We start from the raw sequence: 26,959 nt of genomic DNA on the forward strand, positions 1-26,959 counted from the left end.
CGCGGAAGACGCCGGACGCCCGGCCCGCCGGGGCTCGTCGGGGACCTCGACGACCAACGGTCACGGCCTCACAGCTCTTCGGGGTCCCGCCGTTCGAGAGGACTCAGCGCCGGTCCCTGGAGAATCTCCCCGTCGACGCCGAAGCGAGAGCCGTGGCAGGGGCATTCCCACGTGCGTTCCGCGTTGTTGAACGCGACGAGGCACCCGAGGTGGGTGCAGACCGCGGACACGGCGTGAAGCCCGCCCTGGTCGTCGCGGTGCACGGCGCACGGACCGCCCTTCGCGCGGACGACGGTGCCCTCGCCCGGCCTCAGGTCCCGGACGGCCCCGTCGGTGCCCTCGCCGAACGTCTTCAGCCGGTCCTTGACGAAGTGCTTGCCCGTCTCCCACTGCTCCTTGAGGAGCGTCGGCGCGGAACGGAGGGCCGAACCGAGGCGGTCCGGAGCGTAGAGGCCGGTCCACGGCTCCCGTTCCCCCCGCACGAGGGCGGAGATGACCGCCCCCGCCATGACACCGCCCGTCATCCCCCAGCCGGCGAAGCCGGTGGCGACGTAGACGTTCTCGCCGCCGGTGGGCATGCGGCCGACGAGGGGCAGGGTGTCCGTGGCGCTGTTGTCCTGCGCCGCCCAGCGGTGGGTGATCGTGACGCCGGGGAAGTGCTGCTCGGTCCAGTCCTGGAGCCGGGCGTAGCCGGTCTCGGTGTCCTCCCCGGTGCCGGGCTTGAAGGCCTCACCGGTGACGATCAGGAGCCGTCCGCCGTCCGGGAGCGGCGCCGTGCGGACGGAGCGCTTGCCGCTCTCCTCCGTGATGTACATGCCGTCCGGGTCCTGCGGGGCGGGCAGGGGCCCCGCGATCACCAGGTCGCGGTGCTGGGACAGTCTCGTGGCGAGCAGCGCGTGGTCGAAGACGGGGTGGTGGGTGGCCACCACCACGTGCCGGGCGGAGACGGTGGCCCCGGTGTCGGTGCGGAGCCGGCAGGGGTCGCCCCGGTCGAGTTCCACCACGCGGGTTCCCTCGTGGATCCGGCCGCCGAGCGCCACGATGTCGTCGACGAGCGCGCGCAGGTAGGCGAGGGGGTGGAACTGGGCCTGCTCCTCCACCCTGACGGCACCGGCGACGGGGAAGGGCAGCCCGGTCTCCGTGACGAACGAGGCGGTGAGGCCGGCCGCCCGCGCCGCCTCCGCCTCCGCGCGCAGGGCGGCGACGCCCTCGGGCTGCCGGCAGTAGGTGAGGGCCGGGCGTCGTTCCAGGTCGCAGCTGATGCCGAGTTCGCCGACCACCTCGACGACGCGTCGCAGCGCGGCGCTCTGGGAGGCCGCGTACAGGCGGGCGGCGTCGTCTCCGTGGTCGGTCCGGAGGGTGTCGTACACGCTGGTGTGCAGAGCGGTGAGCTTTCCCGTCGTATGGCCCGTGACCCCTCCCGCGAGCCGGTCCGCCTCCAGCACGACGACGTCGAGCCCGGCCCGGGCGAGTTCCCACGCCGTGCTCAGACCGGCCATGCCGGCCCCGATGACCACCGCATCCGCCTCGGCCGCGTCCGTGAGAGAGGGGAAGGAAGGCAGGGGGGCCGTCTCCCTCCAGTAGGAGCGTCCGCTGTCCGAGAGTCGCTTCATGCCCGGCGCCTGCCCGGTAATGCCGACCTGACGCGTGGAGGCGGGATCTTCGGGCAGGGGGGAAGGGCACGTGAAGCCGCCGGAGCGCGGATCCACCGCCGTACGGCTGCTCGTCAGTCGCGCATACGCCCGGAAAGCCGCCGCCGCGGGTGAGAAAACCCGAGCCCCGTTTGGGGACGGACGCCCGGCGGTCATGGCTGAGGCATCCGGCAGACCGTCCCAAGGAGAGAAGATGACCTCGCAGCACGCCCCCGGCACCTCCGAGCCGGACGAGGACGGGGTACCGGGCAAGCCCGGCCCGGTGACCCCGCCCCTGGCGGAGCCGACCCGCCCGGCCCCGCCGCTCCCGCCGAAACCCGACCAGCTGGGGCCGGAGACCGTCAGCCCCACCGGCCAGGCCACCGGCGCGGATCAGGCACGCGTGGCGCAGAGCGGCGCCCACCTCACCACCGCCCAGGGGGCGCGGATCCGCGACACGGACCACTCCCTGAAGGCGGGCGCCCGGGGCCCGGTCCTGCTCCAGGACCACCACCTGAGGGAAAAGATCACGCACTTCGACCACGAGCGGATCCCGGAGCGGGTGGTGCACGCCCGGGGCGCGGCCGCCCACGGGGTCTTCCGGAGCTACGGTACGGCCGGAGAGGTGACCCGGGCGGCCTTCCTGGCGAAGGACGTGGAGACACCGGTGTTCGTGCGGTTCTCCACCGTCCTCGGTTCCCGCGGCTCGGCGGACACGGTGCGCGACACCAGGGGCTTCGCGACGAAGTTCTACACGGAAGAGGGCACTTTCGACCTGGTCGGGAACAACATCCCCGTGTTCTTCGTCCAGGACGCGATCAAGTTCCCCGACATCGTCCACGCGGGCAAGCCCCACCCCGACCGGGAGATCCCCCAGGCCCAGAGCGCGCACGACACGTTCTGGGACTTCGTCTCGCTGCACACGGAGGCCACCCACCACACCCTCTGGAACATGTCCGACCGGGGCATCCCCCGTTCCTACCGGATGATGGAAGGCTTCGGCGTCCACACCTTCCGCCTGGTCGACGCCGCCGGCGGCACCACCCTCGTGAAGTTCCACTGGAAGCCGAGGCTGGGCGTGCACTCGCTGGTGTGGGAGGAGGCCCAGCTCATCAACGGGGTGGACCCCGACTTCCACCGCCGGGACCTCTGCGACGCCATCGAGGCGGGCGCGTTCCCGCAGTGGGAGCTGGGCATCCAGGTCTTCCCCGACACTCCCGACCAGACGTTCGAAGGCATCGATCTCCTCGATCCCACGAAGATCGTCCCGGAGGAGCTGGCGCCGGTCCAGCCCATCGGGCTGATGACCTTGAACGCCAACCCCAAGAACTTCTTCGCCGAGACCGAGCAGGTCGCCTTCCACCCCGGCCACCTCGTGCCCGGCATCGACGTCACGGACGACCCCCTGCTCGCGGGCAGGCTCTTCTCCTACCTGGACACCCAGATCAGCCGCCTCGGCGGTCCGAACTTCGGCCAGATCCCGATCAACCGCCCGCACGCCCCCGTGAACGACATGCTGCGCGACGGCATGCACCAGACGGCCGTGCACACCGGGGTGGCCCCCTACCGGCCCAACAGCCTCGACGGAGGCTGCCCCTTCCTCGCCGGAGCCGACACCGGCGCCTTCGTCGACGCGCCCGTCACGGTCCCCGAGGCGAGCAAGGTCCGCGAGGCCCCCGCGTCCTTCGCGGACCACTTCACCCAGCCCCGCCTCTTCTGGCTGAGTCTGACCCCGCCGGAGCGCGAACACGTCATCGCCGCCTACTCCTTCGAACTGAGCAAGTGCCATGAGCAGGTGATCAGGGAACGCGTCCTCCAGGTGCTCGCCCATATCGACCCCGAGCTGTGCGAGCGGGTCGCCGAGGGCCTCGGCCTGCCGGCTCCCGCCCCCACCGCGCCCCTCGCCCAGGTCGATCCCAGCCCGGCCCTCTCGCAGCTGGGGCGGAGCTGGCCCGTCGAGGGGCGCGTCATCGGCGTCGTGGCCGACGCCTCGGCCGACCTCGACGGCGTGCGCGCCGCGTGCCGGGCCGTCCTGGACGCGGGCATGGTGCCGCTGGTCGTCGCGCCGGCCGCCGGCGTCCTGGACGCCGAAGGCGACCCGATCACCGTGCGGCGGACCTTCGCGGCCGCCCGGTCCGTCGAATTCGACGCCCTCGTCCTCGCGGGCGTGCCGGGGCCGGGCGCCGACGCCTACGGCGCCCGGGACGCGAAAGCGGGTACGCCCGCACCCCAGGGGCCGGACCCCCGAGTCGCGTCGCTCCTGATCGAGGCATACCGCCACGGGAAGGCCCTCGGCGGCTGGAACGGCGCCGACCGGCTCCTCCGGGACCTCGGCATCGACACGGACGGGCCGGGCATCGCCCTGGACGAGGACGGTGCGACGGTCGTGCGGGCCGTCGCGGCGGCCCTGGCGGAGCACCGGGTCTGGGACAGGTTCCCGGCCGCCGTCTGAAGCGGAGGACGCCGCCGGCCCGGGCCACCGGACCGGACGGTCGCGGTGGGCGCCGGTCTTCCGGCGGCCCACCGCGGCGTGCGGCCGTGGCCGACGGGGCGGGAGCCGCGGCCCGGCCCTCGCCACGGACGATCCGGGGCTCCGGGCCCGAAGGGGCGGTGCCGGTCTTCCGCCGAACGGCCGAGGCCCCGGTGTGCGGGCGGGGGGACCGGGTAGCGGACCGACATGTCCCGACTCGACACCGCCCTCGCACCGTGGGGCGACAGCACCCTCTCCCTCCTGGCCCGTGGCTACGCCTGGCTGCCCGACCGCATGCGCGCCACGGACGGCGGCCCGGTCAGGACCAGACTGCTGGGACGGCCGGTGGTCGCCCTGCGCGGTCCGGAGGCCATCGGCTTCTTCTACGACGAGCGGAACGTCAGGCGCGCGTCGGCCCTCCCCGGACCCGTGCTCGACACCCTGTTCGGACGGGGGGCCGTGCACACCCTGGACGGCGATGCCCACAGGATCCGGAAGGCCATGTTCTTGGCGGTTCTCAAGGACGGAGCGGGGGTGGCGGCCCTGGCCGACCACGTGGCCCGGCACTGGTCCGAGAGCGTGGACGGCTGGCGCGGCGGCCGACGCGTCGTGCTCTTCGACGAGGCGGTGCTGATCCTGGCCCGTTCCGTCTGCGCGTGGACGGGGATCCGGCTCTCCGACGAGGCCGTCCGGCGGATGGCCGTCGACTGCGCGGCCATGGTCGACGGGTTCGCGACACCCGGCCCTCGACACCTGCGCGCGCGACGTGCTCGCGCCCGCCAGGAGGACGTGCTCGCCGGCCTGGTCGCCGCCGCCCGCGAGGGCGAGGAACTGGCCGGCGACGAGGGGACCGCCTTCGAGACCGTGGCCTGGCACCGGGATGCCGACGGCGAACTCGTCGACCCGCGGACGGCCGCCGTCGAACTGCTGAACATCATCCGGCCCACCGTCGCGATCGCGTGGTTCGTCGCCTTCGCGGCGCACGCCCTGCACCGGTGGCCGCACCACCGGGAACCGCTCCTGAAGGACGACGACGGACGGTACGCGCGAGCCTTCGCCCACGAGGTGCGGCGCTTCTACCCCTTCGCCCCGTTCGTCGGCGGACTCGCCGCGACCGGACTGACCTGGCGGGGCGAGGCGATCGCCGAGAACACCCTGGTCCTCCTGGACCTCTACGGGCACGACCACGACCCCAAACTGTGGAATGACCCGTACCGCTTCGACCCGCGGCGCTTCGCCGGACGCGAACCGAGCGCGGACGAACTCATCCCGCAGGGCGGCGGAGACCCGGCCCACGGCCACCGCTGCCCCGGCGAGGACGTCACCGTGGCCCTGCTGGCCACACTGGTGAAGCGGCTCGCCGACCTCGACCACGCGGTTCCCGCACAGGACCTGTCGATCCCGCTGTCCAGGATTCCCACCCGCCCGCGCAGCGGCTTCGTCCTCACCGTCACGGACCCCTCCCGGGGCGACGACCTCCCCGGCTGACCGCCCCGGCCCGAACTCGTAGGCAACAGGGGGCCTTTCACTCGTCCCCCGACTTCCCCGCCCGGGCCTCACGCCCCCGCCGAGGCGCCCGCGGCGCGACCGCGCGAAGCCCGCCCGCTGCCCTCGCCCCTGCCCGGCCCGGTCTCGGGACGCGCTAGGACAGGCCGTCGAGCGGCCGGAGGAAGCGGCGCTCGTACCGCTTGATGCAGCGGGTGTCACGGGCCAGTTGGAAGGCCTCTTGGCACTCGGGGTCGGACATGCTGTCCGTGCGGTACCGCTCGTACGCGGCCAGGCTGGGGAAGGAGAAGAGGGCGTAGGCGATGTCGCTGTCGCCCTCGCTCGGCAGGAAGTAGCCGTGGTGCGTCCCGCCGAGCCGGTTGACGAGCCGGACCCAGCGGCGACCGTACTCCTCGAAGTCGTCGAGTTTGTCGGCGTCGATCTCGTACTTCAGATGAATGGTGACCATGTCCGCATGATGCCCTGCCCCGATCCGGACAGGGCGACCGGCGGGTTCGTGGGACGCGTGGACGGACAGTCCGGGGAGGCGGGCGACGCCCGGCCGGTCCTGGACGGGGGCCGGGCGGCCGCCACGGGCGGGGCTTCTCATGCCGCCGGTCCGCTCCGACAGGTGCGGAGCGGACCGGACGGGGGTTCCCGTGCGGGCGCGGGGCCCTCGGGGAGGAGGGGCGGTCAGATCCGTCCCCCCGCGAGGCGGGTGAGCGGGCCGAGGGCAGGCCTGGCGGTCGCCCGGCCGGCCGCGAAGGCGACGCCCGCGACCCCGGCGAGCCCCGCCGCCGCTCCCGCCGCGACGGCCTTGCGGTTCTTGACGACGGTCCAGGCCGTGGTGGCGGCGGACGCCGCCTTCGTCGCCTTCGCCGTGACGGCTTCCCGGCCCGTCTGCAGACCGTTCGCCACCGCACCTCCGGACGCGGTCTCGCCCGCCTCGCGTGCGGCGGACTTCGCTCCGTCCGTGGCCGCGGAACCCTTCGAGCGGGTGCGCTCCGCCGTCGAGGCGGCCCGCTTGGAGGCCCCCGTGGTGGACTTGCCGCGCGACGAGGACGTCTTCGCCGACGACGTCTTCGCCGACGACGTCTTCGCCGACGACGTGGTGTCGGTCTTCTGGGAACTGTCGGAACTCCCGTTCGATGTAGTCATGGCATTCCTCCTTGCCTGTGTCGAGCAGATGAAACGAGCGGTCCTCCGGTCGTGCGTCCGCGGTGCGGAACCGCTCACCGGCCGAGCGGGCCCCCGGGATCCCGGGGCAGGAGCGAACCGAGGGGGCCGAGGTCCAGGTTCAGGTCGTCCATGGTCAGCCCGTAACGCGCGCACAGTTCTTCCATGCGTTCCTCCAGGATCATCAGCGTCATGCCGACGCGTTCCTCCTCCTCCTCGTCGAGGTCGCCCTGGTCGACCCGGTGGACGGCGGTGCGCTCCATCAGCTGGCGCAGCAACTCCACGATCGTCAGGACGAGTTTGATCAGGTCGCGCTCCACCGTGTCGGGATCCGTGGAGATCCGCTGCGCCAGGGCGCGGCCCCCGGTGGCGCCGTCCGGTTCCCGCACGTGCTCCTTCAGGCCGTGCGGCACGTGGTCCGGGCTCATGGAGTGTCCTCCTCGAAGGGCTCGGGGGCGTCCGCGGAGGCCCAGGGAGCCGGGTTCTCGGCGGTGATCGACCGAATGACCGCCCGGAGGTTGACGTGGACGAGGTCCACGTCGGCGATGGACAGGACGAGGTCGCCGGTCAGCACCGCCCCGCCGGTCAGCAGACGGTCCAGCAGGTCGATCAGGGCGACCGGCGGCCCGGTGAGCCGGTCGCCCGGCTCGTGCCGTCCCCCGTCCGCGAAAGGGGTGGTCATCGGGGCGGCGCACCCCCCTCGCCCCCCTCGGTGACGGGCGAGGCGAAGGAGTACGGCGCCCACGGGCCGGTGACCTCCACCCGGACGCCCGCCACCCCGCTCCCGGCCGCCTCCACCTCCGCGCGGAAGCGGGCCTCGGCGTTCGCGGGCACCAGATGGGCGTGGTTGGCGACGTTCACGCCGCGCCCCCCGGACAGCTCGCCCTGCTGCGTGCGGTGGGCGACGGCGGCCCTCGAAGTCTCCCTCACCGCCCGCGTCACCCGCCCCGTGACCGCTTCGGCCGCCCGGTAGAGCTCCTCGGTGCCGCGCCGCTGCCGCCTGCGCTGCCGGAGGTACGCCCTGCCGGGGCCCGTCGCATCCGATTCGGGCTCCGGGGAGGGGCGGGCGGCGGAGGACGCGCCGGGGTCCACGAAGACCTTCAACCCCAGTTCGACGTGGCCGTCCAGCCACGTCAGCATCTCCGTGAAGGCGTCCCGGTGCGCGAGGAGCATTCCGCTCACCCGCTCCTCGTCGGTGTACACCGTGGCCAGGCGGAGGGGGAGGACCGGGGCCCGGGCGAAGGCGGCGTCCACGACGGCGTGGTGGGCGCGGGCGAGTTCCTCCAGCCCGGGAAGGTGCTCCAGCCGGCGGCGCAACGGTTCCTCGTCGAAGGCCGAGGCGGGCACGGCCGACGCCAGGGCCACGAGGCCGCCCTCCGCCACCAGCCGCACGTCGTGCCCGTCCACCCCGCCCCCGGCCCCCGCGAGGGGGGCGACCCTGCCGTCGTCCCGGCTGATGCCGTAGACGTACACGCGGGTGGAGTCCTCCCGGGGCGGGAGGCGAGGGAGGACGGACTCCTCGGACGCCCGCTCCCGCCTCGTGGTCAGGGCGCCGGGCCGCTCGGTCTGTGCCTCGGGCCCCTCGCTCCGGGCCTCGGGCCGCTCGGTCGTGCTCATCCTGTTCCCTCCGTCCCTTCGTCCGTGACGGCCTCCCGTTCGCCGTCCCGCAGCCGGGCGAGCTCCGCGCGCAGCAGCTCGTTCTCGTCGGCCAGTTGCCGTTCGCGGGGGGACCCGGCGTCGAGCGGCGCGGGGGCGCGCGCTCGCGAGGAGAGCGAGGGATCGTGCTCCCACCAGTCGATCCCCATCTCCTTCGCCTTGTCGACGGAGGCGACCAGCAGGCGGAGCTTGATGGTCAGCAACTCGATGTCGAGAAGGTTGATCTGGATGTCGCCGGCGATCACGATGCCCTTGTCGAGCACGCGTTCCAGGATGTCCGCGAGGTTCGCGGACGAGCCTTGACGGCTGCTCGGCGGTCCGGCATGGGGTGAGGCCGGCAGGCGGCCCGCAAAGGTCTCGGACACGGTGCGCTCCTGTCCTGGGACGACGTCTCGGTCGGGGTCGGCGGTCGGCGGTCGGCGGTTAGGGGTTAAGGGTTGGCCGTCGGTAGTCAGTGGTCAGTGGTCAGTGGTCAGTGGTCAGTGGTCAGCGGTCAGCGGTCAGCGGTCGGCCGTGTCGGGGTCCTCCTCGTAGGGCTCCGCCTCGCCCTCGTCCTCCGCCTCGCCCGCCTCCGCCTCGTCCTCGTAGAGGGCGTCCTCGTCCCTCTTCCCGTCCTCCTCCTCGTCCGCGTCGGCCTCGTACTCGACGTCTTCGTACTCGACGTCTTCGTCCTCGCCCCGCAGCATGAGGTCCGTGCGGTAGCGCTCCAGGTCCAGGCGGACCCGCCTGCCCGGGGCGCGCCAGACGCGCCCGAGCCTCTCCAGCAGCCCCTGGGGGAAGTACTCCACGACGAGGAGGACCCGGGTGAGATCGTCGGCGAGCGGATGGAAGGTGACGACCCCGTGGACGGTGCCCCGGGTGCCTTCCGCGGTCCAGTCGATGCGCCTGTCCAGGACCCGTCCGATGTCGACGGTTCCCTGGGCGAAGGCGCTGGACTCCTGGAACCGCGTCCACTGGTCGTACGCCTCGCCCACGGGTACGCCCACGTCGACGCCCTCGGCGACCACGACGGGTCTCGCGGAGCCGCCCTTCCGCCCGCCGCCTCCGCCGACGGCCTCGAACGCCTTCTTCTTGACGGAGTCCTTGGCGGCGTGCGCGCCGACCGTCAGCGCGGCCCGCAGCGGCGTCCGACCCTCACCGAGCACCCGCCTCGCCCGCTCCAGGCCCTTCACGAGGGCGCCCCGTCCGGCGCCCGGCTCGGCCAGCCCCGCGACGGTCTCGCCGAGGCGCTCCCCGAGCCGCTTCGCGGCGTCCTCGAAGCGTGCCGTCACGTACAGCCGGAGCTCTTCCTTGAACCGTTCGACCGCCGGGCCCTCCAGCACGTCGCCCTTGACCCGGTCCAGGGCGGAGTCACTCATCGTCGTCGCCCCCGCCCTGGCGCGTGCGGGATCCCGAGGATTTTTGGGACGCGCCGGTCCTCTTGCGGGACGCCTGCGAGGACCGGGCGCCGCCCGAGGCCGAGGACCGGCCGCGGGCCGGGGTCCGGCTCGTGGCCTTCCCCGCGCCCGAGGCCGTCTCCGGCTCGGCCTCCCCGCCTCCGAGCGCCTTCGTGTGCTTCCGCAGCGATTCCCCCAGGTGCGCGGTCCGTTGGCCGAGGGCCTCGGCCGCCGCGGCCATCGTGGCCTCGACCACCTCCCGGCGGAACTGCTCGACCAGCGCCCCCGCCGCCGGGGACGCGGCGATCGAGCGGACGATCCGCCGGGGGTCGAGATCCGCCTCGCGGCCGACGAGGAACAGTCCCACCCCCATGGCCAGCCGGGCCTTCCGCGTCCTTCCCAGCAGGTAGCCCCCGACCAGCGCGGCGGCCACCGTGGTGTTCTTCGGGTTCACCGGCCCACCTCCTTCCGCCGCGCCCGTTCCTCGCGTGCCGTCATCAGCCGCCCTCCGTCCTCTCTCGGTACGCCTCGATCTCGTCGAGCCGGTCGAGGAGTTCGTCCTCCAGCCGGTCGAACTCCTCGGCGTCCAACCGGCCGCTTTCCAGGTCGTTCACCAGCGCCGCCAGCCGCGCCCTGACGGGTTCCGGGTCGTAGTACTCCCGTTCCGCGGCTCGCAGCACCTGGTCGACCACCCATGCCGTGCCGCGCAGCGGGGCGAGGGGCAGCGTCAGGATTCCGCCGAGCAGACCCATCCGTCCGCCTCCTCCGCCCCGCCGTCGCGTCCGCGTGCCTGGCGCCGGGTCATACGAAGCTGTACGGCGGGAGGGGGCCGGTCAGCGTGAAGGTGCACGCGTCGCCCCCGCGGTCCGCTTCCTCCCGTACCGCGTGCACGAACTCCTTCGAGGCCCCGGCGGGCACGAGGAACGAGACGTTGAGGAAGTGGCCGGCCCCGGGCTCGGACCGGGCGACCCTGGCGGCGACGGGCTCCAGCCGCCGCAGGGTGTCCTCGGCCTGCTCCGCGTTGCGGCCGGCGACCTCGCGGGCCACGAGCTCGCCCAGGGCGACCCGGTCCTCCTGCGCGGCGTCGCCCGACCGGGTCCGCTCGTTGAGCTCCCGGACCTCCGGCGAGCCCGCCACGATCTCGCGCAGCAGGTCCTGCTCGTCCCTGGACGCCTTGAGGTGGAACTCCAGGTGGCCGTCCAGCTCGGCCAAGCGCGCGCGGTAGGCGTCGCCGTCGTGCTCCAGGACCTCGGCCACCTTGGCGTCGTCCGGGCCGAGCAGCCCGAAGCGCATGGGCAGCGTCGCGCCGTGCGCCATGAGGGACTCGACCACCGCCTCGTGGGCCAGCACGTCCCGCCGCTTGGCCCGGAGTCCTTCCTCGGCGTCGCTCACGACCGCGGCGAGGTCCCCCGCGGAGACCGTCCGCAGCGCGGCCGGCGGTTCACCGACTCCCCGGAGGCCGTCCAGGGGCGCCGGATGATCGGCCGAGACGATCGCGTAGACATAGGTCGGCACTTCTACTCCTCCCGCCGGCCGGCAGACGTCCGGCCGGAGGCGGACTTCCGCGCCGGCCGCTTCCTCGGTTCCTCCTCGGACTCCTCCCGCTTGCCCTGGAGGGAATCCGTGAACGCCTCGACGGCGCCGGTCAGAGCGCCCTTCGACTTGCCCTTCGCGCCGCTCTCCGTCATCTCGCCCACGATGTCCGTGAGCTGGGTCGGGGCCTTGCGCCCGGACTCCAGGTCGAGCCGGTTGCACGCCTCCGCGAAGCGGAGGTAGGTGTCCACGCTCGCGACGACCACGCGCACGTCGATCTTGAGGATCTCGATGCCCACGAGGGAGACGCGCACGAACGCGTCGATCACGAGCCCTCGGTCGAGGATGAGTTCCAGGACGTCGTAGAGATTTCCCGAGCCGCTGCCGCCGCTCGTCGTACTGCTCTGTTGGACGAGTGTCACGCTGAACTCCTTCCGTTTCGACGTCCGTTGCCACCGGAAGGCGGCAACGGGCTTGTCAGGGGAGGGTGTTGTCCGCCGTCGTCAACGGCGGTCGATCTGGCCGCGTGCGTAGCGCCGGGTGCGCTCGTACGCGACCAGCCGGCCCTCGGGGTCGAGAGCGACGTGGTACGAAGCCATCACGCTCATCGTGTCCGGGATCTTCGCCAGCTCGACGACCTCCACGTCCGCCGACCAGCCGTCCTCGGTCGCCCGCACGGACGACACGGCTCCCGGCTCGCACCGCAGCAGTTCCGCCAGCTGCGTGGCCGCACGGTCCATCGCCGTGGGCAGGTCGATCGTCCGCGTCTTGTCGTCCTGTTCTCCGTCGGTCGTGTTCATCGTCCCGTCCGTCATCCAGGAAAGTCCGGCCGGGAAGTCCCCGGCCCCGGTCCGTGGCTGGTGACCGCGTGCCCGGTGCCTCACGTTGTATGCGCGAAAAGCGCGAATCGTTCCGAACGCGCGTTCTGGATCCCGGCTTTGCGGGGAGCGGCGGCCGTCCGGTCCATGGCCGGGACGAGCGTGCGGAGGGAACGGGCGCGCCACCACGGCGGGGAGGAGGAGCGGGGAAGCCGGGTGGCCGCCCTCCGGGGACAGTCGTACGGACCCCGTTCCGCGGTTCCCGTACGGATGGGCGGCATGGGTGCGGCGGGAAGGGAAAGGCGCCGACCATGAAACCCACAAGGACACCGGAGCCCGGGGAAGGCCGCCGCCCGCCTGCCGAGACCGCGGGGGTGGGCCGGCAGGCCGGGGAGCGGGGGCCGGACCGGCCCTCGGAGTTGCCCGAGCGGGCCTGGAAGGCGGTGCTGCGCGGGACGCTGAAGGAGTTCAAGGACGACGAGCTGGCGGACCGGGCGGCGGCGCTGACGTACTACGGGGTGCTGGCCCTCTTCCCCGCCCTCCTGGTGCTGGTGTCGCTCCTGGGCATCACGGGAGAGGCGGCGACCGAGCAGGTGCTGGACAACCTGCGAGAACTCACCCCCGGGGCCGCGCGGGACGTGATCAGCGGCGCGGTGGAGCAGTTGCGGGGCAACGCCGGCATCGGCTCGCTGTTCGCGGTCGTGGGCGTACTGATCGCGATCTGGTCGGCCTCCGGGTACGTGGCCGCGTTCATCCGCGCCTCGAACGCCGTGTACGACATCCCCGAGGGCCGGCCGGTGTGGAAGGTGCTGCCACTGCGCGTCGGGCTGACCGTCGTGCTCATGGTCCTCGCCGTGGCCAGTGCGCTGATCGTGGTGTTCACCGGCACCCTGGCCCGGCAGGCGGGTTCGGCGCTGGGAGTGGGCGACACCGCGATGACGGTGTGGTCGACCGCGAAGTGGCCGGTCCTGCTGCTCCTGGTCACGGTCATGATCGCGCTGCTGTACTGGGCCGCGCCCAACGCCAAGGGCCGCGGCTTCAGATGGGTGACCCCGGGCAGCTTCCTGGCGTTGGTGATCTGGATGGTCGCCTCGGCCGGCTTCGCGTTCTACGTCGCGAACTTCGGCTCGTACAACAAGACGTACGGCACCCTGGCAGGCGTGGTCATCTTCCTGGTGTGGCTGTGGATCACCAACCTGGCCGTCCTGCTGGGCCTGCAGTTCGACGCCGAGATGATGCGCCGGCGGGCGATCGCCGACGGACAGCCCGAGGACGAGGAACCGTACGTCGAGCCCCGCGACACCCGGGCATGGAGCGAGGAGGACCGGCGCCAGATGGACTGAGCGCTGGTGGCGTGGCGCCGGGGGCGAAGACGGAGGGGGAAGCACCGACGGGGCCGCAGGACCACGACCACCGGCTGCCCGTCGGCGCACCAGCTCCCGCCCGCGGCGTTCGACGCCGCCGGGCCAGGACATGGGCGGGTACAGGGCACGGTCGATCCCTGCGCGCCGGTGCCGGTGCCGGTGCCGGGATGTGTGGGTGAGGTGGACGGCGAGCTGGGCGTTCTCGATCCTGTCGCCGGGGGCGGTGTACCGGGGTGGGAAGTCCACCGTGCGCGTCCCCTTCTTCGGGTCGCCGGCTCGTCTCCCGCGAGCACGGCCTGCTCGGTCGTCAGATGCTCCGGTGCGTATCCGGTACGTAGCCGTGCGGGCCGTCGCGGACCGGCTCGGCGCCCCGCTCGGCCCGCCCGGGCAGGTGTCGCGGCCCGTCCGGGGGCCCCGATGCGCTCGGCCGTGGTCCAGCAGTGCTTGCGCGGCGGGTCCGAGAGCCGAGAGCGGTCCAAGGGCAAAGTCCCGTGCTCGGCAACGGGGTTCGACCCGCGCGAAGCCCCTCCGAGATCCGCAGCCTCGGGCCCTCGGACGACTCCTGCCGTCGGGCGCGGTCTGCGCTGCGACCTGCGGCCACCGCATGACCTTCCGTCTTCGGACACCGGTGACCAACGGTGGCCGCACCCGTTTTCGCAGCGCCCTCACCGCGGATCGTGCCAGGAGGAGATGTGCGACACCGCGAAGTCCGGTGGGGCGGTTCCGATGGGCGACCGCCGGTCGTGCTGCTGCCGGGAGACGAAGCCGGACGGGGACGCCGAGGGCCTTGCCCTTGATGTCCCACAGGGCCTGGTCGATGCCGGCGACGGCGGTGGGGGCGGTGGGGGCGCGGCCCTCGCCGAGACGGGGGCGGCTCCGGCAGGCCACACCCCCGCTCAGCCCCTACGCGCCGTCACGCTCCGGCTCAGCTCGTCGCCGCACGACGCGGTGAGCCGGGGCGCGGATGACCCGCGGCCTCCCGGCCGCTCTCGCTGACGTCTCCCCGGGCCGGCAGGCCGTGCCCCGGTCGCCGGCTCAAGGGGGAAGGCCCACCCCCCGCCGAGAAGTCGAACAAACAAATTTCAACATCTTGATGGTGAACGCGACATGCCCCATGCCCCCTGGGTGAGTGGGCTTCGGTGCGCCACTGTCGGCCATATCGGCCGTGTCGGCACGGATAACGGAGCAGTATCGATCCCGGCGGCCTGGATCTGCGTGTTGACTTTTGGTGAGGTCAGCGCTTTTCTGTGGTGCATCTAGTTGATTAATGGTTCGCTGTGGTGACTTCAGCACTTCGGAAGTGCCCCGGCCGCTCACCTCGCACGGTCGTCCGCCCGGACCGGAACCCTCGTTCCCGTCCCTCTGCCGCGACCTCCGCGACACCACCTGATCCACGCACGTCGGTCGGCCGCACGGGCCCGGCCGGGCAAGGGGAACGACATGTTCACGGAATACCATCGGCGTCCGGTGGCGACGGCCGCACTGGGACTGGCCACCGTCCTCGCGCTCGCCTCCTGCTCCAGCGGCCAGCAGGCGTCGGATACGGGAAGCGACGGAGGAACCGCCAAGGTCGACGGCAAGATCTCCCTGACGTACCTCCAGAAGCAGGGCGACCAGGAGTACTTCGTCGGAGAGGCGGCCGGCGCCAAGGCCAAGGCGGCCGAACTCGGCGTCGACCTGAAGGTCGTCAACCTGGGCACCGACGCCAACAAGACCATCAGCGAGGCGCAGTCGGCGATCTCGCAGAAGAGCAACGGTCTGATCGTCGTCGTCCCCGACCCGGCCGTCGGTCCCCAGGTCGCCCAGATCGCCAAGGACGCCAAGGTCGCCCTGCTCACCTCCGACGACCAGATCTGCACGACCGGGCCCGACCCGTCCTCGTGTCCCCCCGAGGCCCTCGTCCCCCGGATCGGCTTCAGCGGCGCCCAGATGGGCGGCGAGGTCGGCAAGCGCGCCGCCGCCGAGTTTAAGAAGGCCGGCTGGAACCCCGCGGAGACCCGCACCATCTCCGCCTGGAAGCAGGACGTCACCGTCTGCACCGACCGCGTCAAGGCGGCCAAGGACGCCTTCGTCGCCGGGGCCGGCGCCAAGGTGCAGAACATCGACGTCCCCACGGACAACAGCCCCACCGGCGCGCAGGACAAGATCGCGGCCACCATCACCGCGAACCCGGACGTCAAGCACTGGGTGGTCTGGGGCTGCAACGACGAGAACGTCCAGGGCGGGGTGACCGCGCTGGAGAACGCCGGCTTCAAGGCCGACGACGTCATCGGCGTGGGCCTCGGCGCCTACCTCGCCTGCAAGAACTGGAGCTCGGGCAAGCCGTCCGGCATGAAGGCCGCGCTGTTCATCAACGGCGAGGACGTCGGCGCCCTGGCCGTGCAGACCATGTACGACAAGCTCAAGAACGGCAAGGAGTTCCCGAAGGAGGCCTTCGCTCCGACCACCATGGTCGACGCCGCCACCTGGAAGTCCGCCGGAGTCACCTGCGGCTGAGCGCCGCCCCCGACGCCGGTGCGGCGTACCGCCCCGTCCGCCGCACCGGCCCCCCTCCCGCCGGCCGGTGGCACGCGCCCCGGCCCCCCTCCCGCCGGCCGGTGGCACGCGCCCCGGCCCCCTCCCGCCGGCCGGCGCGCGCCCGGCCCCTTCCCGTCCCTCCAGCACGTGAGGCCAGCATGACCACACCCGGCACCCCACCCCCCACGCAGGCGACCCCAGGTGTCGGCGTCGCCGTCGAGAACGTCACCAAGCGCTTCGGTGCCGTCCAGGCCCTGAGCGGCGTCACCCTCACCTTCCCTCCCGGGCGGGTCACCGCCCTCATGGGCGAGAACGGCGCCGGCAAGTCCACGCTGCTGAAGATCCTCACCGGTGACCACCAGCCCACGGACGGGCGGATCCTCCTCGACGGCGCACCGGTCTCCTTCGCCTCGCCGCACGACGCCCGCCGGGCCGGGATCCGCATCATCCCGCAGGAACCGGAGATCATCCCGCACGTCTCCGTGGCGGAGAACGTCTACGCCGGATCGCTGCCCCGCAAGGCCGGCCGACGCCTCGACCGCGCCGAACTGCGCCGCAGGATCACCTCGGACCTGGCACGGCTCGGCTTCGACAAGGTCATCGACCCCGACCAGATCGGCTCCGAACTGACCCCCGCCCAGAGGCAGTTGGTGGAGATCCTGCGGGCCCTCACCGGCGACGCCAAGGTCATCGCCTTCGACGAGCCGACCTCCTCGCTCGCGGAGAACGAGGCCGAGGCGCTGTTCGCCCTCATCGACCGGCTGCGCGCCCGGGGCATCGCGATCATCTACGTCTCCCACCGCATGAAGGAGATCTTCCGGCTCGCGGACCGCATCGCCGTGCTCCGCGACGGCGCCTCCGCCGGCGTCCTCGACGCCGCCGCGACCACCGAGGGCGAGGTCGTGCGGATGATGGTCGGCCGTGACCTCTCCTCGCTCTTCGTGCGGCAGGACGTCGCCCGGGACGACGTCGTCCTGGAACTGGACGGCGTCACCACCGACGACGTCACCGACATCAGCCTGCGGATCAGGGCCGGAGAAGTGGTCGCCCTCGCGGGGCTGATGGGCGCCGGCCGTTCGGAGCTGGGGCTCGCGCTCGCCGGCGACCGTCCCCTGCGCTCCGGCCGGATCACCCTGGAGGGCCGGCCGCTGCGGCTGCGCGGTCCGAAGGACGCCATCCGGGCGGGCATCGGCCTGGCCCCGGAGGAGCGCAAGGCCCAGGCGCTCTTCCTGCACCGGTCCATCCGCGACAACACCTCCCTGGTCAGCCTGGAACGCCTGCGCCGGATGCGTTTCGTCCGACGCGGCCAGGAGCAGGCCGTCGCCCAGGACTTCTCCGACCGGCTCAGGGTGCGCACCCCGTCCATCGAGCACGAGGTCCGCAAGCTCTCCGGCGGCAACCAGCAGAAGGTCGTCCTCGCCCGCTGGCTGCTGCGCCGGCCGAAGGTCCTGATCCTCGACGAGCCCACCCGCGGCATCGACATCGGCGCCAAGGCGGAGATCTACCGGATCATCGCCGACCTCGCCCGGGACGGCGTCGCCCTGCTCGTGATCTCCTCCGAACTCCCCGAGGTGCTCGGACTCGCCGACCGGATCGTGGTGATGCAGGGCGGCCGCGTCACCGGCGAACTCGGCCGCGCCGAGGCCACCGAGGAAGCGATCCTCAACCTCGCCATGGCCGACGACCTCGCGCCCCTCGACCCCGTCCCCGCCCCGGCCGCCGCCCGGCCCCGCACCGACTCCGCCCATGGAGGCCCCCGATGACCACCGCCACCACCTCCCCGGCCGAGACCGAGCAGGCCCCGCCGGCGGCGCGCAAGCGCTCCCCGCTGGCCGCCCTCGGCGGGCAGAACCTCAGCCTCATCGGTGCGCTCGTCGTCGTCCTCGGCCTGTTCGGCGCCCTCAACGAGAACTACCTCAGCCTCTCGAACCTCCAGGTGATCGCCGAGGCGGCCACCATCACCGGCCTCCTCGCCATCGTGCAGACCGTGGTCATCATCTGCGGCGGCCTCGACATCTCCGTCGGCTCCCAGGTCGGCGTCGCCTCGGTCGTCAGCGCCATGGTCTTCACCGGCACCGGATCCAGCGCGTTCGTCGGCATGCTCGCCGCCGTCGGCGCCGGCGTCCTGGTGGGCGTCCTCAACGGCCTCGTCATCGTCTACGGCCGCGTCAACCCGACCATCGCCACCCTCGCGGGACTCGCCGCCTACAAGGGCCTCGCCCAGCTCCTGTCCGACGGCCGCGCCCAGGGCTACGTCCTCAACGACCCGGTCTTCGTCTTCCTCGGCCGAGGCAAGATCGCCGGACTGCCCGTCATGGTCTGGATCCTCATCGTCGTCGCGATCGCCGTGCACGTGATGCTCAAGTACACCGACATCGGCCGCAACCTCTACGCGATCGGCGGCAACGACACCGCCGCGCGCCTGGCCGGCATCAGCATCAACAAGTACCTCGTCGCCGTCTACGCCCTCATCGGCGTCGTCGCCGCCGTCGCGGGCATCCTCCTCACCGCCCGCACCGGCTCCGGGCAGCCCGTCTCCGGCAGCGAGGGCCTCGAACTCAAGGCCATCACCGCGGCCGCCCTCGGCGGCTGCGCCCTCAAGGGCGGCAAGGGAGGGGTCGGCGGCACCCTGCTCGCGGTCGCCCTCCTGGGCGCCTTGGAGAACGGCCTCACGGTCGAGGGCATCAACACCTTCTGGCAGAACGTCGCCCAGGGCGCCCTGCTCGTGGCCGCCGTGGTGATCCAGCAGCGCCGCAACGGCGAACGCGCCGTCGGACTCCCTCACTGACCCACCACCGCCGCACCGCTCCACCGGCGCGTCCGCGCCCGGACGAGGCCCGCTCCCACCGAGGGAGCGGGCCTCGCGGCGCAAGGAGGCGGGGGGCGCGGCGGACACGCCGCAGGGCCGAGGATCCGGGATCCGGGATCCAGGACCCGGGATCCAGGACCCGGGATCCAGGACCCGGGATCCAGGACCCGGGATCCAAGATCCGGGATCCAAGACCCGGGATCCAAGACCCGGGATCCCGGATCCCGGACCGGGAGCGGCGCTCCCGGCCGCGCACCGGCGCCGGCAAGGGCGCGGGCGGTCCGGGCCGCCCTGTCGGCGGCACCGGCCCCGCCCCTCCGCCGGTGCCCTTCACGGTCGGCCCGCGAGTGAGGGAAGCCCGCTGCCCGCCACACGAGCCCGCCGACCGCCGCGAGAGCCCACCGGCCCCGGGAACGGCGAAAGCCCTCCCGGAGGCCGGGAGGGCTGGGGCGGGGCGGGGAGGGGCCGGGCCCGGGCGAGCGGGGGAGTCGCCCGGGCCCGGCGTCGCCGGGTGGTCCTACTCCTCGGTCGGGCCGAGGTCGGGCGTCGCGCGGAAGTCGACGGTACGGCCCCGGGGGCCGGCGTGGAGCTCCAGGACGACGATCTCGTTCGTGCCGGAGCGCAGGACGGGAGCGGGGACGTACAGCGACTTCTGCGGGCCGCGGGACCAGTACCGGCCCAGCGGGAAGCCGTTGACCCAGGCGTTGCCCTTGGTCCATCCGTCGAGGTGCAGGTAGGTGTCGGCGGGCTCGGCGACGTCGAAGGCGCCCCGGTGGAAGGCCGGGCCCACGGGGGTCGTCGTGGTCGGGGCGAAGGGGACGTCCTCCAGGGTGGTGAGCGGCAGCGGCCGGTTCGTCCACGCCGACGGTTCGACGCCGTCGACGAGGACCGAGCCGAGCAGGCCCTTGCGGTCGTGGATGCCCTGGCCGTAGTTCACCCGGCCCTGGTTCTCCACCAGGATCGAGAGCACGCTGCCGGCCCGCGGGGCCGTGAAGGCCAGCGCGTGCTCGTGGTTCTCGCGCTCCAGGACGCCCACCGGCTGCCCGTCCACGAACACCTGGGCGCGGTCGCGGACGTGCTCGATCTCCAACAGGGCGGGGCCGCGCACGGGCACCGTGGTCTCGTACAGGACGAAGCCGAAGTCCTGCTCCAGCTCCTCCATGGTCAGCGGGCGCCGCGACGCGATCCGCGGCGCCAGCCCGTCCGCGCTCGGCAGCAGTTCGGCGCTCTGCGTCAACGCGACTGCGGGGACGGCCAGTTTGGCGCCCGGGGCGGGCAGGGGGGCGTCCGGCACGGGCGCGTACTTGGCGATGACGTCGCGGAAGGCGGTGTACTTCTCCGTCGGGTCCCCGGCCTCGTCGAGCGGCGAGTCGTAGTCGTAGGAGGTGACGGTGGGGCGGTAGGTGTGCTTGTCGTTGGCGCCGTTGGTGAAGCCGAAGTTGGTGCCGCCGTGGAACATGTAGAAGTTCACCGAGGCGCCGGCGGCGAGGACCTCGTCGAGCTCGCGTGCGGCGTCGTCGGCGTCGCGGACGACGTGCCGGGCGCCCCAGCGGTCGAACCAGCCGATCCAGAACTCCGTCGTCATCAACGGGCCTTCGGGCCGCCGCGCGCGCAGGGCGGCCAGGTGGTGGGCCGAGCGGCTGCCGAAGTTGGCGGTGGCGAGGACACCGGGCAGGGCGCCCCGCTCCAGGTCGGCCGGCTGGTCGCAGGTGAACAGGGGCACGTCGACGCCGCAGGCGCGCAGCGAGTCGGCGATGTGCTCCATGTAGGCGGTGTCGTCGCCGTAGGCCCCGTACTCGTTCTCCACCTGCACGGCCAGGACCGGGCCGCCCCGCGAGGCGAGGTACGGCTGGAGCGGGGTGAGCAGGCGGCGGAAGAAGTCGTCCACCGCCGCGAGGAACCGCGGGTCGCGGGAGCGCAGTCGTATGTCCGGCTCGGTGAGCAGCCACGAGGGCAGGCCGCCGCCCTCCCACTCCCCGCAGATGTACGGGCCCGGGCGCAGCAGCACGTGCAGGCCCTCGGCGGCGGCGAGGTCGAGGAAGCGGGGGAGGTCGAGCCCGCCGTCGAGGACGAAGCGGTCGGGGCGCGGCTGGTGGAGGTTCCAGGGGACGTAGGTCTCCACGGTGTTGAGGCCCATGAGCCGGGCCTTGTGGAGCCGGTCCTGCCACTGCTCGGGGTGGACCCGGAAGTAGTGCAGCCCGCCGGACAGGAAACGGAAGGGCTTTCCGTCGAGCAGGAATCCGGTCTGGTCTGTCTGGAGAACGGGCATGCGCTGCTTGCTCCTGTACGTGAAGGCGTGCGGGTCGAGACGTCGTCCCTTATGTTTACGCAAACATGAGGGACGTGGCAAGCCCTTTCCGGGGCTCGCGGGGCGGAGCGCCTGGGCTCCGCCCCGGGGTGGTGAGGCCTACTTGTTGACGGTGAAGCCCTGATCCTCGCCGTACTTCACGCTGGCGTCCTGCCAGGCCTTCAGGCCGTCGTCGAGCTTCGTCGGGGAGACGTACGCCTTGCCGACGGTGTCGTTGAAGATCGAGTTCGCGTAGACCTGGAACGGCAGGTAGGACCAGTCCTCGCCCACGTTGCGGGCGGATTCGGCGAAGACGCGGTTGGCCTGCTGGCCGCCGAAGTAGGGGAAGGGCTTGTCGAGGAAGGCCTGGGATTCGAGGTCGGCGCGGGTGGCGGGGAAGGCGCCTTCGGCGACGCGGCCGCTGGCGCCGGCGCCGGTGGTGGCGAACTCGGTGAACGCGTAGGCGAGTTCCTTGTTCTTGGCGGCCTTGGGGACGGCGAGGGAGCTGCCGCCGTTCTCGGCGCTGGTCTTGTCGCCCTTGGTCCACTGGGGGAGGGGGGCGACGCGCCAGTCGCCGGAGGCGGTGGCGACGCCGGAGGTGAGGTTGGCGGGCATCCAGGCGCCGATGGAGAGGGTGGCGATGGAGCCGTCGGCGAGTCCCTTGTACCAGGCGTCGCTCCAGGAGCTGATCGGTGCGACGAGCTTCTCGTCGAGGAGCTTCTGCCAGGTGGCGGTGTACTTCCTCGTGCCCTCGTCGCCGAAGTTCACGGTGACGTTCGTGCCGTCCGTCTTGTACGGGCGGCCCCCGGCCTGCCAGATGAGGCTGGTGGTGGCGCCGGCGTCGCCGGTGTCGTTGGTGATGAAGACCTTCGGGTCGGCCTTGTGCAGGGTCCGCGCCGCCTCGACGTACTCGTCCCAGGTGGTCGGCACCTTGATGCCGTGCTTGTCGAAGACCTTCTTGTTGTAGAAGAACGCCATCGGGCCCGAGTCCATCGGCAGGGCGAAGATCGCCTTGTCCTCGGAGACCGCGTTCCACGGGCCGGGCGTGAAGCTCGTGCCGTACTTGGCGGCGCCGTAGGAGGAGAGGTCCTCGACGGTCTTGCCGATGGCGAACTGGCCGAGGGCGTAGTACTCGATCTGGGCGACGTCGGGGGCGCCGGAGCCGGCGGCGATGGCGTTCTGGAGGGCGGTGTACTGCTTGTCGCCGGTGCCCGCGTTGACGAGTTCGACGTCGACCTTGGGGTACTTCTTCTCGAAGTCGGCGGCGACCTTCTTCAGGGTGGGCTCCCAGGCCCACACCGTCACCTTCCCGCCCTTCTCCAACGCGGCGGTGACGTCCTTCGGGGCGCCGCCGCCGGTGCCGGCGTCCGAGTCGTCGGAGCCGCAGGCCGTGGCGGTCAGCGAGAGCGTGGCGAGCACGGCGAGGGCGCCGAGCAGTCTGCGGGAGGTGTGGGTGCGCATGGGAGGTGCTCCTGGTCGGTGGTGCGGGCGGGACGGACTTCCGGGTGGGGAGGGGCGTGCGGGTGTGGGGGCGGACCGGAGGGGAGGGCGGTCATTCCTTGACGCTGCCGGCGGCCAGGCCGGACTGCCAGTACCGCTGGAGCAGCAGGAAGACCGCCACGATCGGGACGATCGTCAGCAGGGAACCGGTGACGATCAGGTCGAAGACGGCCTCGCCGCCGGCCGTCTGGGCCTGCGCGTTCCAGGCGTTGAGGCCGAGGGTCAGCGGGTACCAGTCGGGGTCCTTGATCATGATCAGCGGCAGGAAGTAGTTGTTCCAGGTCGCGACCATGGAGAACAGCAGCACGGTGACGGTGCCCGGCACGAGGAGCGGCAGCGCCACGCGGAAGAAGGTGCGCAGCTCACCGGAGCCGTCGATGCGCGCGGCCTCCAGCAGCTCGGTGGGGACGGCCTCGGCGGCGAAGACCCACATCAGGTAGAGCCCGAAGGGGGAGATCAGCGAGGGGATGATGACGGCCCACGGGGTGTTCGTCAGGCCCATGTTGCTGAACATCAGGAAGGTGGGCACCGCGAGCGCGGTGCCGGGGACGGCCACGGCTCCGATGACGACCGCGAAGACCGCCTTGCGGCCGGGGAAGTCGTACTTCGCGAGGGCGTAGCCGCCGAGGACGGCGAGGACCGTGGCGCCGCCGGCGCCGGCGGCGACGTACAGCAGCGTGTTGAGCAGCCAGCGGACGAAGACGCCGTCGTCGTAGGTGACCGTGCGGGTGATGTTGTCCCACAGGTTGAAGTCGTCGGCGAACCACAGCCCGAAGGAGTCGAGCAGTCCCCGCTGGCTCTTGGTGGCGTTGATGACCAGCCAGGCGAGCGGGAGCAGGGTGTAGACGAGGACCAGGCCGGTGAGGAGGGTCAGCGGGACGCTGCGCCGGGGGTTGAGCGGCGTGTGCGGGAGCCGCTTGCGGTTGCGGACCGTGGCGGGGCGGGCGCGGTGCGGGGCGGCCGGGGCCCTGCCGGACCGGGGCTCCGGGGGAGTGGGGGTGGGCTCGGCGGCCGCGGTGGTCATGGATGTGGTCATGGCTCAGCCCTTCCGCATGCCGCGCAGCTGGACCGCGTAGGCGATGATCGCGGTGATCACGCCCATCACGATCGCCACGGTCGCCGCGTAGTTGTGCTGCTGCCCCGAGAACGACAGCGAGTACGTGTAGAGGTTGGGGGTCAGGTCGTTGGTGATGGCGTTGGGGGCGAGCTTCTGCAGGATGCTCGGCTCGTTGAAGAGCTGGAAGCTGCCGATGATCGAGAAGATCGTGGCGATGACCAGGGCGCTGCGGATGGCCGGAAGCTTGACCGAGGCCACGATCCGCCACTCCCCGGCGCCGTCGATCGCCGCCGCCTCGTAGAGCGAGCGGGGGACGACCTTGAGGGCGGAGTAGAAGATCAGCATGTTGTAACCGACGAACTCCCAGGTGACGATGTTGCCGATGGAGGCGAGGACCAGGGAGGGGGAGAGCGGGTTGGGGAGGCTGACGCCCAGGGCCTCGTTGATGTTGCCGACCAGGCCGAACTGGTCGCCGTACATGAAGCCCCAGATGAGGCTGGCGACGACGGCGGGCACGGCGTACGGGAGGAAGATCGAGACGCGGAAGAAGGTCTTGCCGTAGAGGCGGCCGCTGTCGATCGCGAGGGCGGCCAGGAGCGCGATCCCCAGCATGATCGGCACCTGCACCAGCAGGAAGAGGCCGACGCGCATCAGGCCGTCCCAGAAGCGGGGGTCCGTCAGCGCCTCGCCGTAGTTGTCCAGGCCGACGAAGGAGGTCCCGCCGATGAGCCGGTCCTGGAAGAGGCTCAGATATCCGGCGTACCCGATCGGTGCGAGGAAGACGAGGCCGAAGACCGCGACGAACGGGCCGGCGAACCCCCAGCCCACGAGGGCCTCCTTGCGGAGGCGGAAGCGGGCTCGTGGGCGGGGCGGTGGTGCTGCCGTAGCGCGCGTCGACAGAAGCGTCATGGCGTGGTCCTAGCGTCGGTGACCGGTCGGTCCGGAAGACGGGAGCGGGATATGGGGCCTGAGGCGTGGGGCGGCCCGGGGGCACGGGGACGGCCCGTGGCCGGGAACCGGCCCTGCGGGAGGGCTGGCCGACGAGAAATGTTTACGTAATCATCGGTAGCGTGATGGTGACATTCCCGCAGGGGGGCGTCAAGCACGAAGTGGCAGCGAATGAGAGGGAATCGGGTGACCGAGCAGAACGTGACCGGCCCGCCGGCGGCGGCCGCGAACGACGGCCGGCGGGGGGCGCGCACCAGGCAGCGCCGTGTTTCCATGGCGGACGTCGCCCAGCTGGCGGGAGTGTCCTCGCAGACGGTGTCGCGCGTCTCCAACGGCGACGCGGCCGTCGTCGAGGCCACCCGGAAGCGGGTCCTCGACGCGATGAAGGAGCTGGGATACCGCCCCAACAGCGCCGCCCGCGCCCTCAAACGGGGTGACTTCCGGGCCATCGGCGTCATCACGATGGGGCTCACCAGCACCGGAAACGTCCGGACCCTGGACGCGATAGCGGGATCGGCGTCCCGCGCGGGCTACGCGGTCACGCTCATCCCGCTCGACGCGCCCACCCAGGACAACGTCAAGGGGGCGTTCACCCGCCTCGACGAGCTCGCGGTCGACGCCGTCGTGCTGATCATGGAGGTGCACCTGCTCGACGCCGCCGCCCTCACCCTGCCGCCGCACGTCAAGGTGGTCGTGGTCGACTCCGACGCCACCGGCTTCCCGGTGGTGGACACGGACCAGCGGCAGGGCGCCCGGGCCGCCGTGCGGCACCTGCTCGGCCTCGGCCACGACACCGTCTGGCACGTCGCGGGACCCGAGGAGTCCTTCGCCGCGGGCCGTCGCGCCGAGGCGTGGGAGGAGGCGCTGCGTGCCGAAGGGCGCACGGTGCCACCCGTGCTGCGCGGGGACTGGACCCCGGAATCGGGGTACGAGGCCGGCCTGAGGCTCGCCGGGGAGCCCGGGTGCACGGCGGTCTTCGTGGCCAACGACCAGATGGCCCTCGGGCTGCTGCGGGCCTTCCACGACCGCGGGGTGCGCGTCCCCGGGGACGTCAGCGTCGTCGGCTTCGACGACGTCCCCGAGGCGGCGTCCTTCATCCCGCCCCTCACCACGGTCCACCAGGACTTCGCGCGGGTCGGCGAGTGGTGCGTCGACGCGGTCCTGCGGGAGCTGGCGGGCGAGACGGTCACGGGGGTGCGCCTGGTGCCGACCACGCTGGTGGAACGGCACAGCACGGCGCCCCCCGCCGCGCGCGGACGGGAGAGCTGACGCCGCACGCCCGTGGCCGCGCGGGGGAGGGGGCCGGCCCCGGGGGCGTCCGGCGGCGTCTTCAGGCCAGGGCGCCCGGCCGGGGCGGAGCCGTGCTGGAGCGCACCACGAGGACGGGTTCCACCGCCCGGCGCCGCGGCCCGTCCGTACGGCCCTCGATCTGGTCGAGCAGCAGCGCCACGCAGTGCTTGCCGACCACCTCGAAGTCCTGGTGCACGGTCGTCAGGGGCGGCACGAGGTACGCGGCCTCGGCGATGTCGTCGAAACCGGCCACGCTGACGTCGCCGGGCACGCTCCTGCCCGCCTCGTGCAGGGCGCGCATCAGGCCCATCGCCATCTGGTCGTTCGCGGCGAAGACGGCCGTGACCTCCGGCCGGCGGGCGAGGTCGAGCCCGGCCCGGTAGCCGGACCGCGCCGACCAGTCCCCGTGCACCACGGGCGGCACGGGCGCGCCCGCGTCCGTGAGGGTCCGCCGCCAGGACTCGGCGCGGCGGCGCGCGGCGAACGAGTCGGCCGGGCCGGCGAGGTGCCAGACCGTGCGGTGGCCGAGGCCGAGGAGGTGGGCCACCACGCTCTGGGAGCCGTGCGCCTGGTCGAAGTCGACGTGGGGGTACTCGTGGCCGGTGTCGCCGTCGGCGACCACCACCGGCATCGACGGCGGCAGGCGCAGCGACGGGGTGTCGAGCATCTGCGACTCGACCAGCACGATGCCGTCGACGGACTGCAGCATCAGGTGCTGGAAGGCGTGGCGCACGGCGGCCTCGGTCTGGGCCCGCACGCCCATGAAGTTCACCGAGAAGTCGGCCTCGCGGGCGGCATCGGCGATCGCGCCGAGCGTGCGGGCGTTGCCGTGCGCGCCGACGTCGAAGCTGACGACGCCCAGCGCCCCGAACCGGCCCGTGACCAGCGCGCGGGCCGCCGTGTTGGGGCGGTAGCCCAGCGTCTGCATGGCGGAGAGCACCTTCTCGCGGGTCGCGGAGTCGACGTTCTGCCGGTTGTTCGCGACCCGGGACACCGTCTGCGAGGAGACGCCGGCGAGGGTGGCGACGTCCGCCATGGACGG

General features: G+C 72.5%; 25 protein-coding genes and 1 pseudogene. 7 read left to right on the forward strand and 19 right to left on the reverse strand.

Annotated features, from left to right (window positions below; genetic code table 11):
- Positions 1 to 68: 68 nt before the first annotated feature.
- On the reverse strand, positions 69 to 1,613 hold the full coding sequence (locus tag ACF1ED_RS02760; RefSeq protein ID WP_391756573.1) for an FAD-dependent oxidoreductase: 1,545 nt from the start codon (positions 1,611 to 1,613) through the stop codon (positions 69 to 71).
- A gap of 232 nt (positions 1,614 to 1,845) precedes the next feature.
- Between ACF1ED_RS02760 and ACF1ED_RS02765 the strand changes: the two genes are divergently transcribed.
- Together ACF1ED_RS02765 and ACF1ED_RS02770 are read left to right on the forward strand one after the other, a co-directional pair.
- A complete protein-coding gene (locus ACF1ED_RS02765) occupies positions 1,846 to 4,083 on the forward strand; it encodes a catalase (protein WP_391756574.1) in 2,238 nt (745 codons plus the stop codon).
- 225 nt (positions 4,084 to 4,308) lie between these two features.
- On the forward strand, positions 4,309 to 5,589 hold the full coding sequence (locus ACF1ED_RS02770) for a cytochrome P450 (RefSeq protein ID WP_391756575.1): 1,281 nt from the start codon (positions 4,309 to 4,311) through the stop codon (positions 5,587 to 5,589).
- A gap of 154 nt (positions 5,590 to 5,743) precedes the next feature.
- Here the strand turns inward: ACF1ED_RS02770 and ACF1ED_RS02775 are convergent, their stop codons facing one another.
- From ACF1ED_RS02775 to ACF1ED_RS02830, 12 genes are all read right to left on the reverse strand, one after another.
- The gene (locus ACF1ED_RS02775) at positions 5,744 to 6,055 is read right to left on the reverse strand and encodes an NIPSNAP family protein (protein WP_391756576.1); all 312 of its coding nucleotides are present in this window, start codon (positions 6,053 to 6,055) and stop codon (positions 5,744 to 5,746) included.
- Positions 6,056 to 6,279: 224 nt separating this feature from the next.
- Positions 6,280 to 6,744, reverse strand: a complete 465-nt coding sequence (locus ACF1ED_RS02780) for a hypothetical protein (RefSeq protein ID WP_391756577.1) — start codon at positions 6,742 to 6,744, stop codon at positions 6,280 to 6,282.
- A gap of 74 nt (positions 6,745 to 6,818) precedes the next feature.
- Positions 6,819 to 7,190 carry a gas vesicle protein K gene (locus ACF1ED_RS02785; protein ID WP_391756578.1) on the reverse strand — a complete coding sequence of 124 codons (372 nt, stop codon included), beginning with the start codon at positions 7,188 to 7,190 and terminating at the stop codon, positions 6,819 to 6,821.
- Positions 7,187 to 7,444: a gas vesicle protein gene (locus tag ACF1ED_RS02790; RefSeq protein WP_391756579.1), complete on the reverse strand. Its 258-nt coding sequence runs from the start codon at positions 7,442 to 7,444 to the stop codon at positions 7,187 to 7,189. Before ACF1ED_RS02790 ends, ACF1ED_RS02785 begins: the two co-directional genes overlap by 4 nt.
- The gene (locus ACF1ED_RS02795) at positions 7,441 to 8,379 is read right to left on the reverse strand and encodes a GvpL/GvpF family gas vesicle protein (RefSeq protein WP_391756580.1); all 939 of its coding nucleotides are present in this window, start codon (positions 8,377 to 8,379) and stop codon (positions 7,441 to 7,443) included. Before ACF1ED_RS02795 ends, ACF1ED_RS02790 begins: the two co-directional genes overlap by 4 nt.
- Positions 8,376 to 8,783 (reverse strand): gas vesicle protein, encoded by a 408-nt coding sequence (locus ACF1ED_RS02800; protein ID WP_391756581.1) that lies wholly within the window; start codon positions 8,781 to 8,783, stop codon positions 8,376 to 8,378. Before ACF1ED_RS02800 ends, ACF1ED_RS02795 begins: the two co-directional genes overlap by 4 nt.
- A 135-nt stretch (positions 8,784 to 8,918) precedes the next feature.
- Positions 8,919 to 9,776, reverse strand: coding sequence for a cyclase (locus tag ACF1ED_RS02805; RefSeq protein WP_391756582.1), 858 nt, complete (start codon positions 9,774 to 9,776; stop codon positions 8,919 to 8,921).
- On the reverse strand, positions 9,769 to 10,248 hold the full coding sequence (locus tag ACF1ED_RS02810; RefSeq protein ID WP_391756583.1) for a hypothetical protein: 480 nt from the start codon (positions 10,246 to 10,248) through the stop codon (positions 9,769 to 9,771). Before ACF1ED_RS02810 ends, ACF1ED_RS02805 begins: the two co-directional genes overlap by 8 nt.
- Positions 10,249 to 10,291: 43 nt before the next feature.
- Positions 10,292 to 10,546, reverse strand: coding sequence for a gas vesicle protein GvpG (locus ACF1ED_RS02815; protein WP_391756584.1), 255 nt, complete (start codon positions 10,544 to 10,546; stop codon positions 10,292 to 10,294).
- A gap of 49 nt (positions 10,547 to 10,595) precedes the next feature.
- Positions 10,596 to 11,309, reverse strand: coding sequence for a GvpL/GvpF family gas vesicle protein (locus ACF1ED_RS02820; protein WP_391756585.1), 714 nt, complete (start codon positions 11,307 to 11,309; stop codon positions 10,596 to 10,598).
- A gap of 2 nt (positions 11,310 to 11,311) precedes the next feature.
- Positions 11,312 to 11,749, reverse strand: coding sequence for a gas vesicle structural protein GvpA (locus ACF1ED_RS02825; RefSeq protein WP_391756586.1), 438 nt, complete (start codon positions 11,747 to 11,749; stop codon positions 11,312 to 11,314).
- Positions 11,750 to 11,830: 81 nt separating this feature from the next.
- Positions 11,831 to 12,127, reverse strand: coding sequence for a gas vesicle protein (locus tag ACF1ED_RS02830; RefSeq protein ID WP_391756587.1), 297 nt, complete (start codon positions 12,125 to 12,127; stop codon positions 11,831 to 11,833).
- Between the two features lie 329 nt (positions 12,128 to 12,456).
- Here ACF1ED_RS02830 and ACF1ED_RS02835 point away from each other — a divergent pair, with 329 nt between their 5' ends.
- The gene (locus ACF1ED_RS02835; protein ID WP_391756588.1) at positions 12,457 to 13,488 is read left to right on the forward strand and encodes a YihY/virulence factor BrkB family protein; all 1,032 of its coding nucleotides are present in this window, start codon (positions 12,457 to 12,459) and stop codon (positions 13,486 to 13,488) included.
- Between the two features lie 789 nt (positions 13,489 to 14,277).
- Here ACF1ED_RS02835 and ACF1ED_RS02840 read toward each other — a convergent pair.
- Positions 14,278 to 14,355: pseudogene (locus ACF1ED_RS02840) on the reverse strand (hypothetical protein); the annotation flags it as partial.
- A 594-nt stretch (positions 14,356 to 14,949) separates the two neighbouring features.
- Here ACF1ED_RS02840 and ACF1ED_RS02845 point away from each other — a divergent pair.
- From ACF1ED_RS02845 to ACF1ED_RS02855, 3 genes are all read left to right on the forward strand, one after another.
- Positions 14,950 to 16,005, forward strand: a complete 1,056-nt coding sequence (locus ACF1ED_RS02845; protein WP_391756589.1) for a substrate-binding domain-containing protein — start codon at positions 14,950 to 14,952, stop codon at positions 16,003 to 16,005.
- A gap of 179 nt (positions 16,006 to 16,184) precedes the next feature.
- Entirely contained in the window at positions 16,185 to 17,789 is a 1,605-nt protein-coding gene (locus ACF1ED_RS02850; protein ID WP_391756590.1) for a sugar ABC transporter ATP-binding protein, read from the forward strand.
- Positions 17,786 to 18,814 carry an ABC transporter permease gene (locus tag ACF1ED_RS02855; RefSeq protein WP_391756591.1) on the forward strand — a complete coding sequence of 343 codons (1,029 nt, stop codon included), beginning with the start codon at positions 17,786 to 17,788 and terminating at the stop codon, positions 18,812 to 18,814. Before ACF1ED_RS02850 ends, ACF1ED_RS02855 begins: the two co-directional genes overlap by 4 nt.
- Before the next feature lie 538 nt (positions 18,815 to 19,352).
- On the opposite strand, the gene ACF1ED_RS02860 is transcribed toward ACF1ED_RS02855, so the two are convergent.
- The 4 genes from ACF1ED_RS02860 to ACF1ED_RS02875 all read right to left on the reverse strand — a co-directional run bounded on the left by ACF1ED_RS02860 (position 19,353) and on the right by ACF1ED_RS02875 (position 24,588).
- The gene (locus ACF1ED_RS02860; RefSeq protein WP_391756592.1) at positions 19,353 to 21,104 is read right to left on the reverse strand and encodes a beta-galactosidase; all 1,752 of its coding nucleotides are present in this window, start codon (positions 21,102 to 21,104) and stop codon (positions 19,353 to 19,355) included.
- A gap of 138 nt (positions 21,105 to 21,242) precedes the next feature.
- Complete coding sequence (locus ACF1ED_RS02865; protein WP_391756593.1) at positions 21,243 to 22,583, reverse strand: ABC transporter substrate-binding protein; 1,341 nt, start codon at positions 22,581 to 22,583, stop codon at positions 21,243 to 21,245.
- 91 nt (positions 22,584 to 22,674) lie between these two features.
- Entirely contained in the window at positions 22,675 to 23,658 is a 984-nt protein-coding gene (locus ACF1ED_RS02870; protein WP_391756594.1) for a carbohydrate ABC transporter permease, read from the reverse strand.
- 3 nt (positions 23,659 to 23,661) lie between these two features.
- Positions 23,662 to 24,588, reverse strand: a complete 927-nt coding sequence (locus tag ACF1ED_RS02875; protein ID WP_359165237.1) for a sugar ABC transporter permease — start codon at positions 24,586 to 24,588, stop codon at positions 23,662 to 23,664.
- A gap of 312 nt (positions 24,589 to 24,900) precedes the next feature.
- Here ACF1ED_RS02875 and ACF1ED_RS02880 point away from each other — a divergent pair, with 312 nt between their 5' ends.
- Positions 24,901 to 25,896 (forward strand): LacI family DNA-binding transcriptional regulator, encoded by a 996-nt coding sequence (locus ACF1ED_RS02880; protein ID WP_391756806.1) that lies wholly within the window; start codon positions 24,901 to 24,903, stop codon positions 25,894 to 25,896.
- Between the two features lie 61 nt (positions 25,897 to 25,957).
- Here ACF1ED_RS02880 and ACF1ED_RS02885 read toward each other — a convergent pair whose 3' ends face one another.
- Positions 25,958 to 26,953 (reverse strand): LacI family DNA-binding transcriptional regulator, encoded by a 996-nt coding sequence (locus tag ACF1ED_RS02885; protein ID WP_391756595.1) that lies wholly within the window; start codon positions 26,951 to 26,953, stop codon positions 25,958 to 25,960.
- Positions 26,954 to 26,959 lie beyond the last annotated feature (6 nt).

The organism is Streptomyces sp. NPDC014656 (assembly GCF_043084305.1).
Taxonomy (GTDB): Bacteria; Actinomycetota; Actinomycetes; order Streptomycetales; family Streptomycetaceae; genus Streptomyces.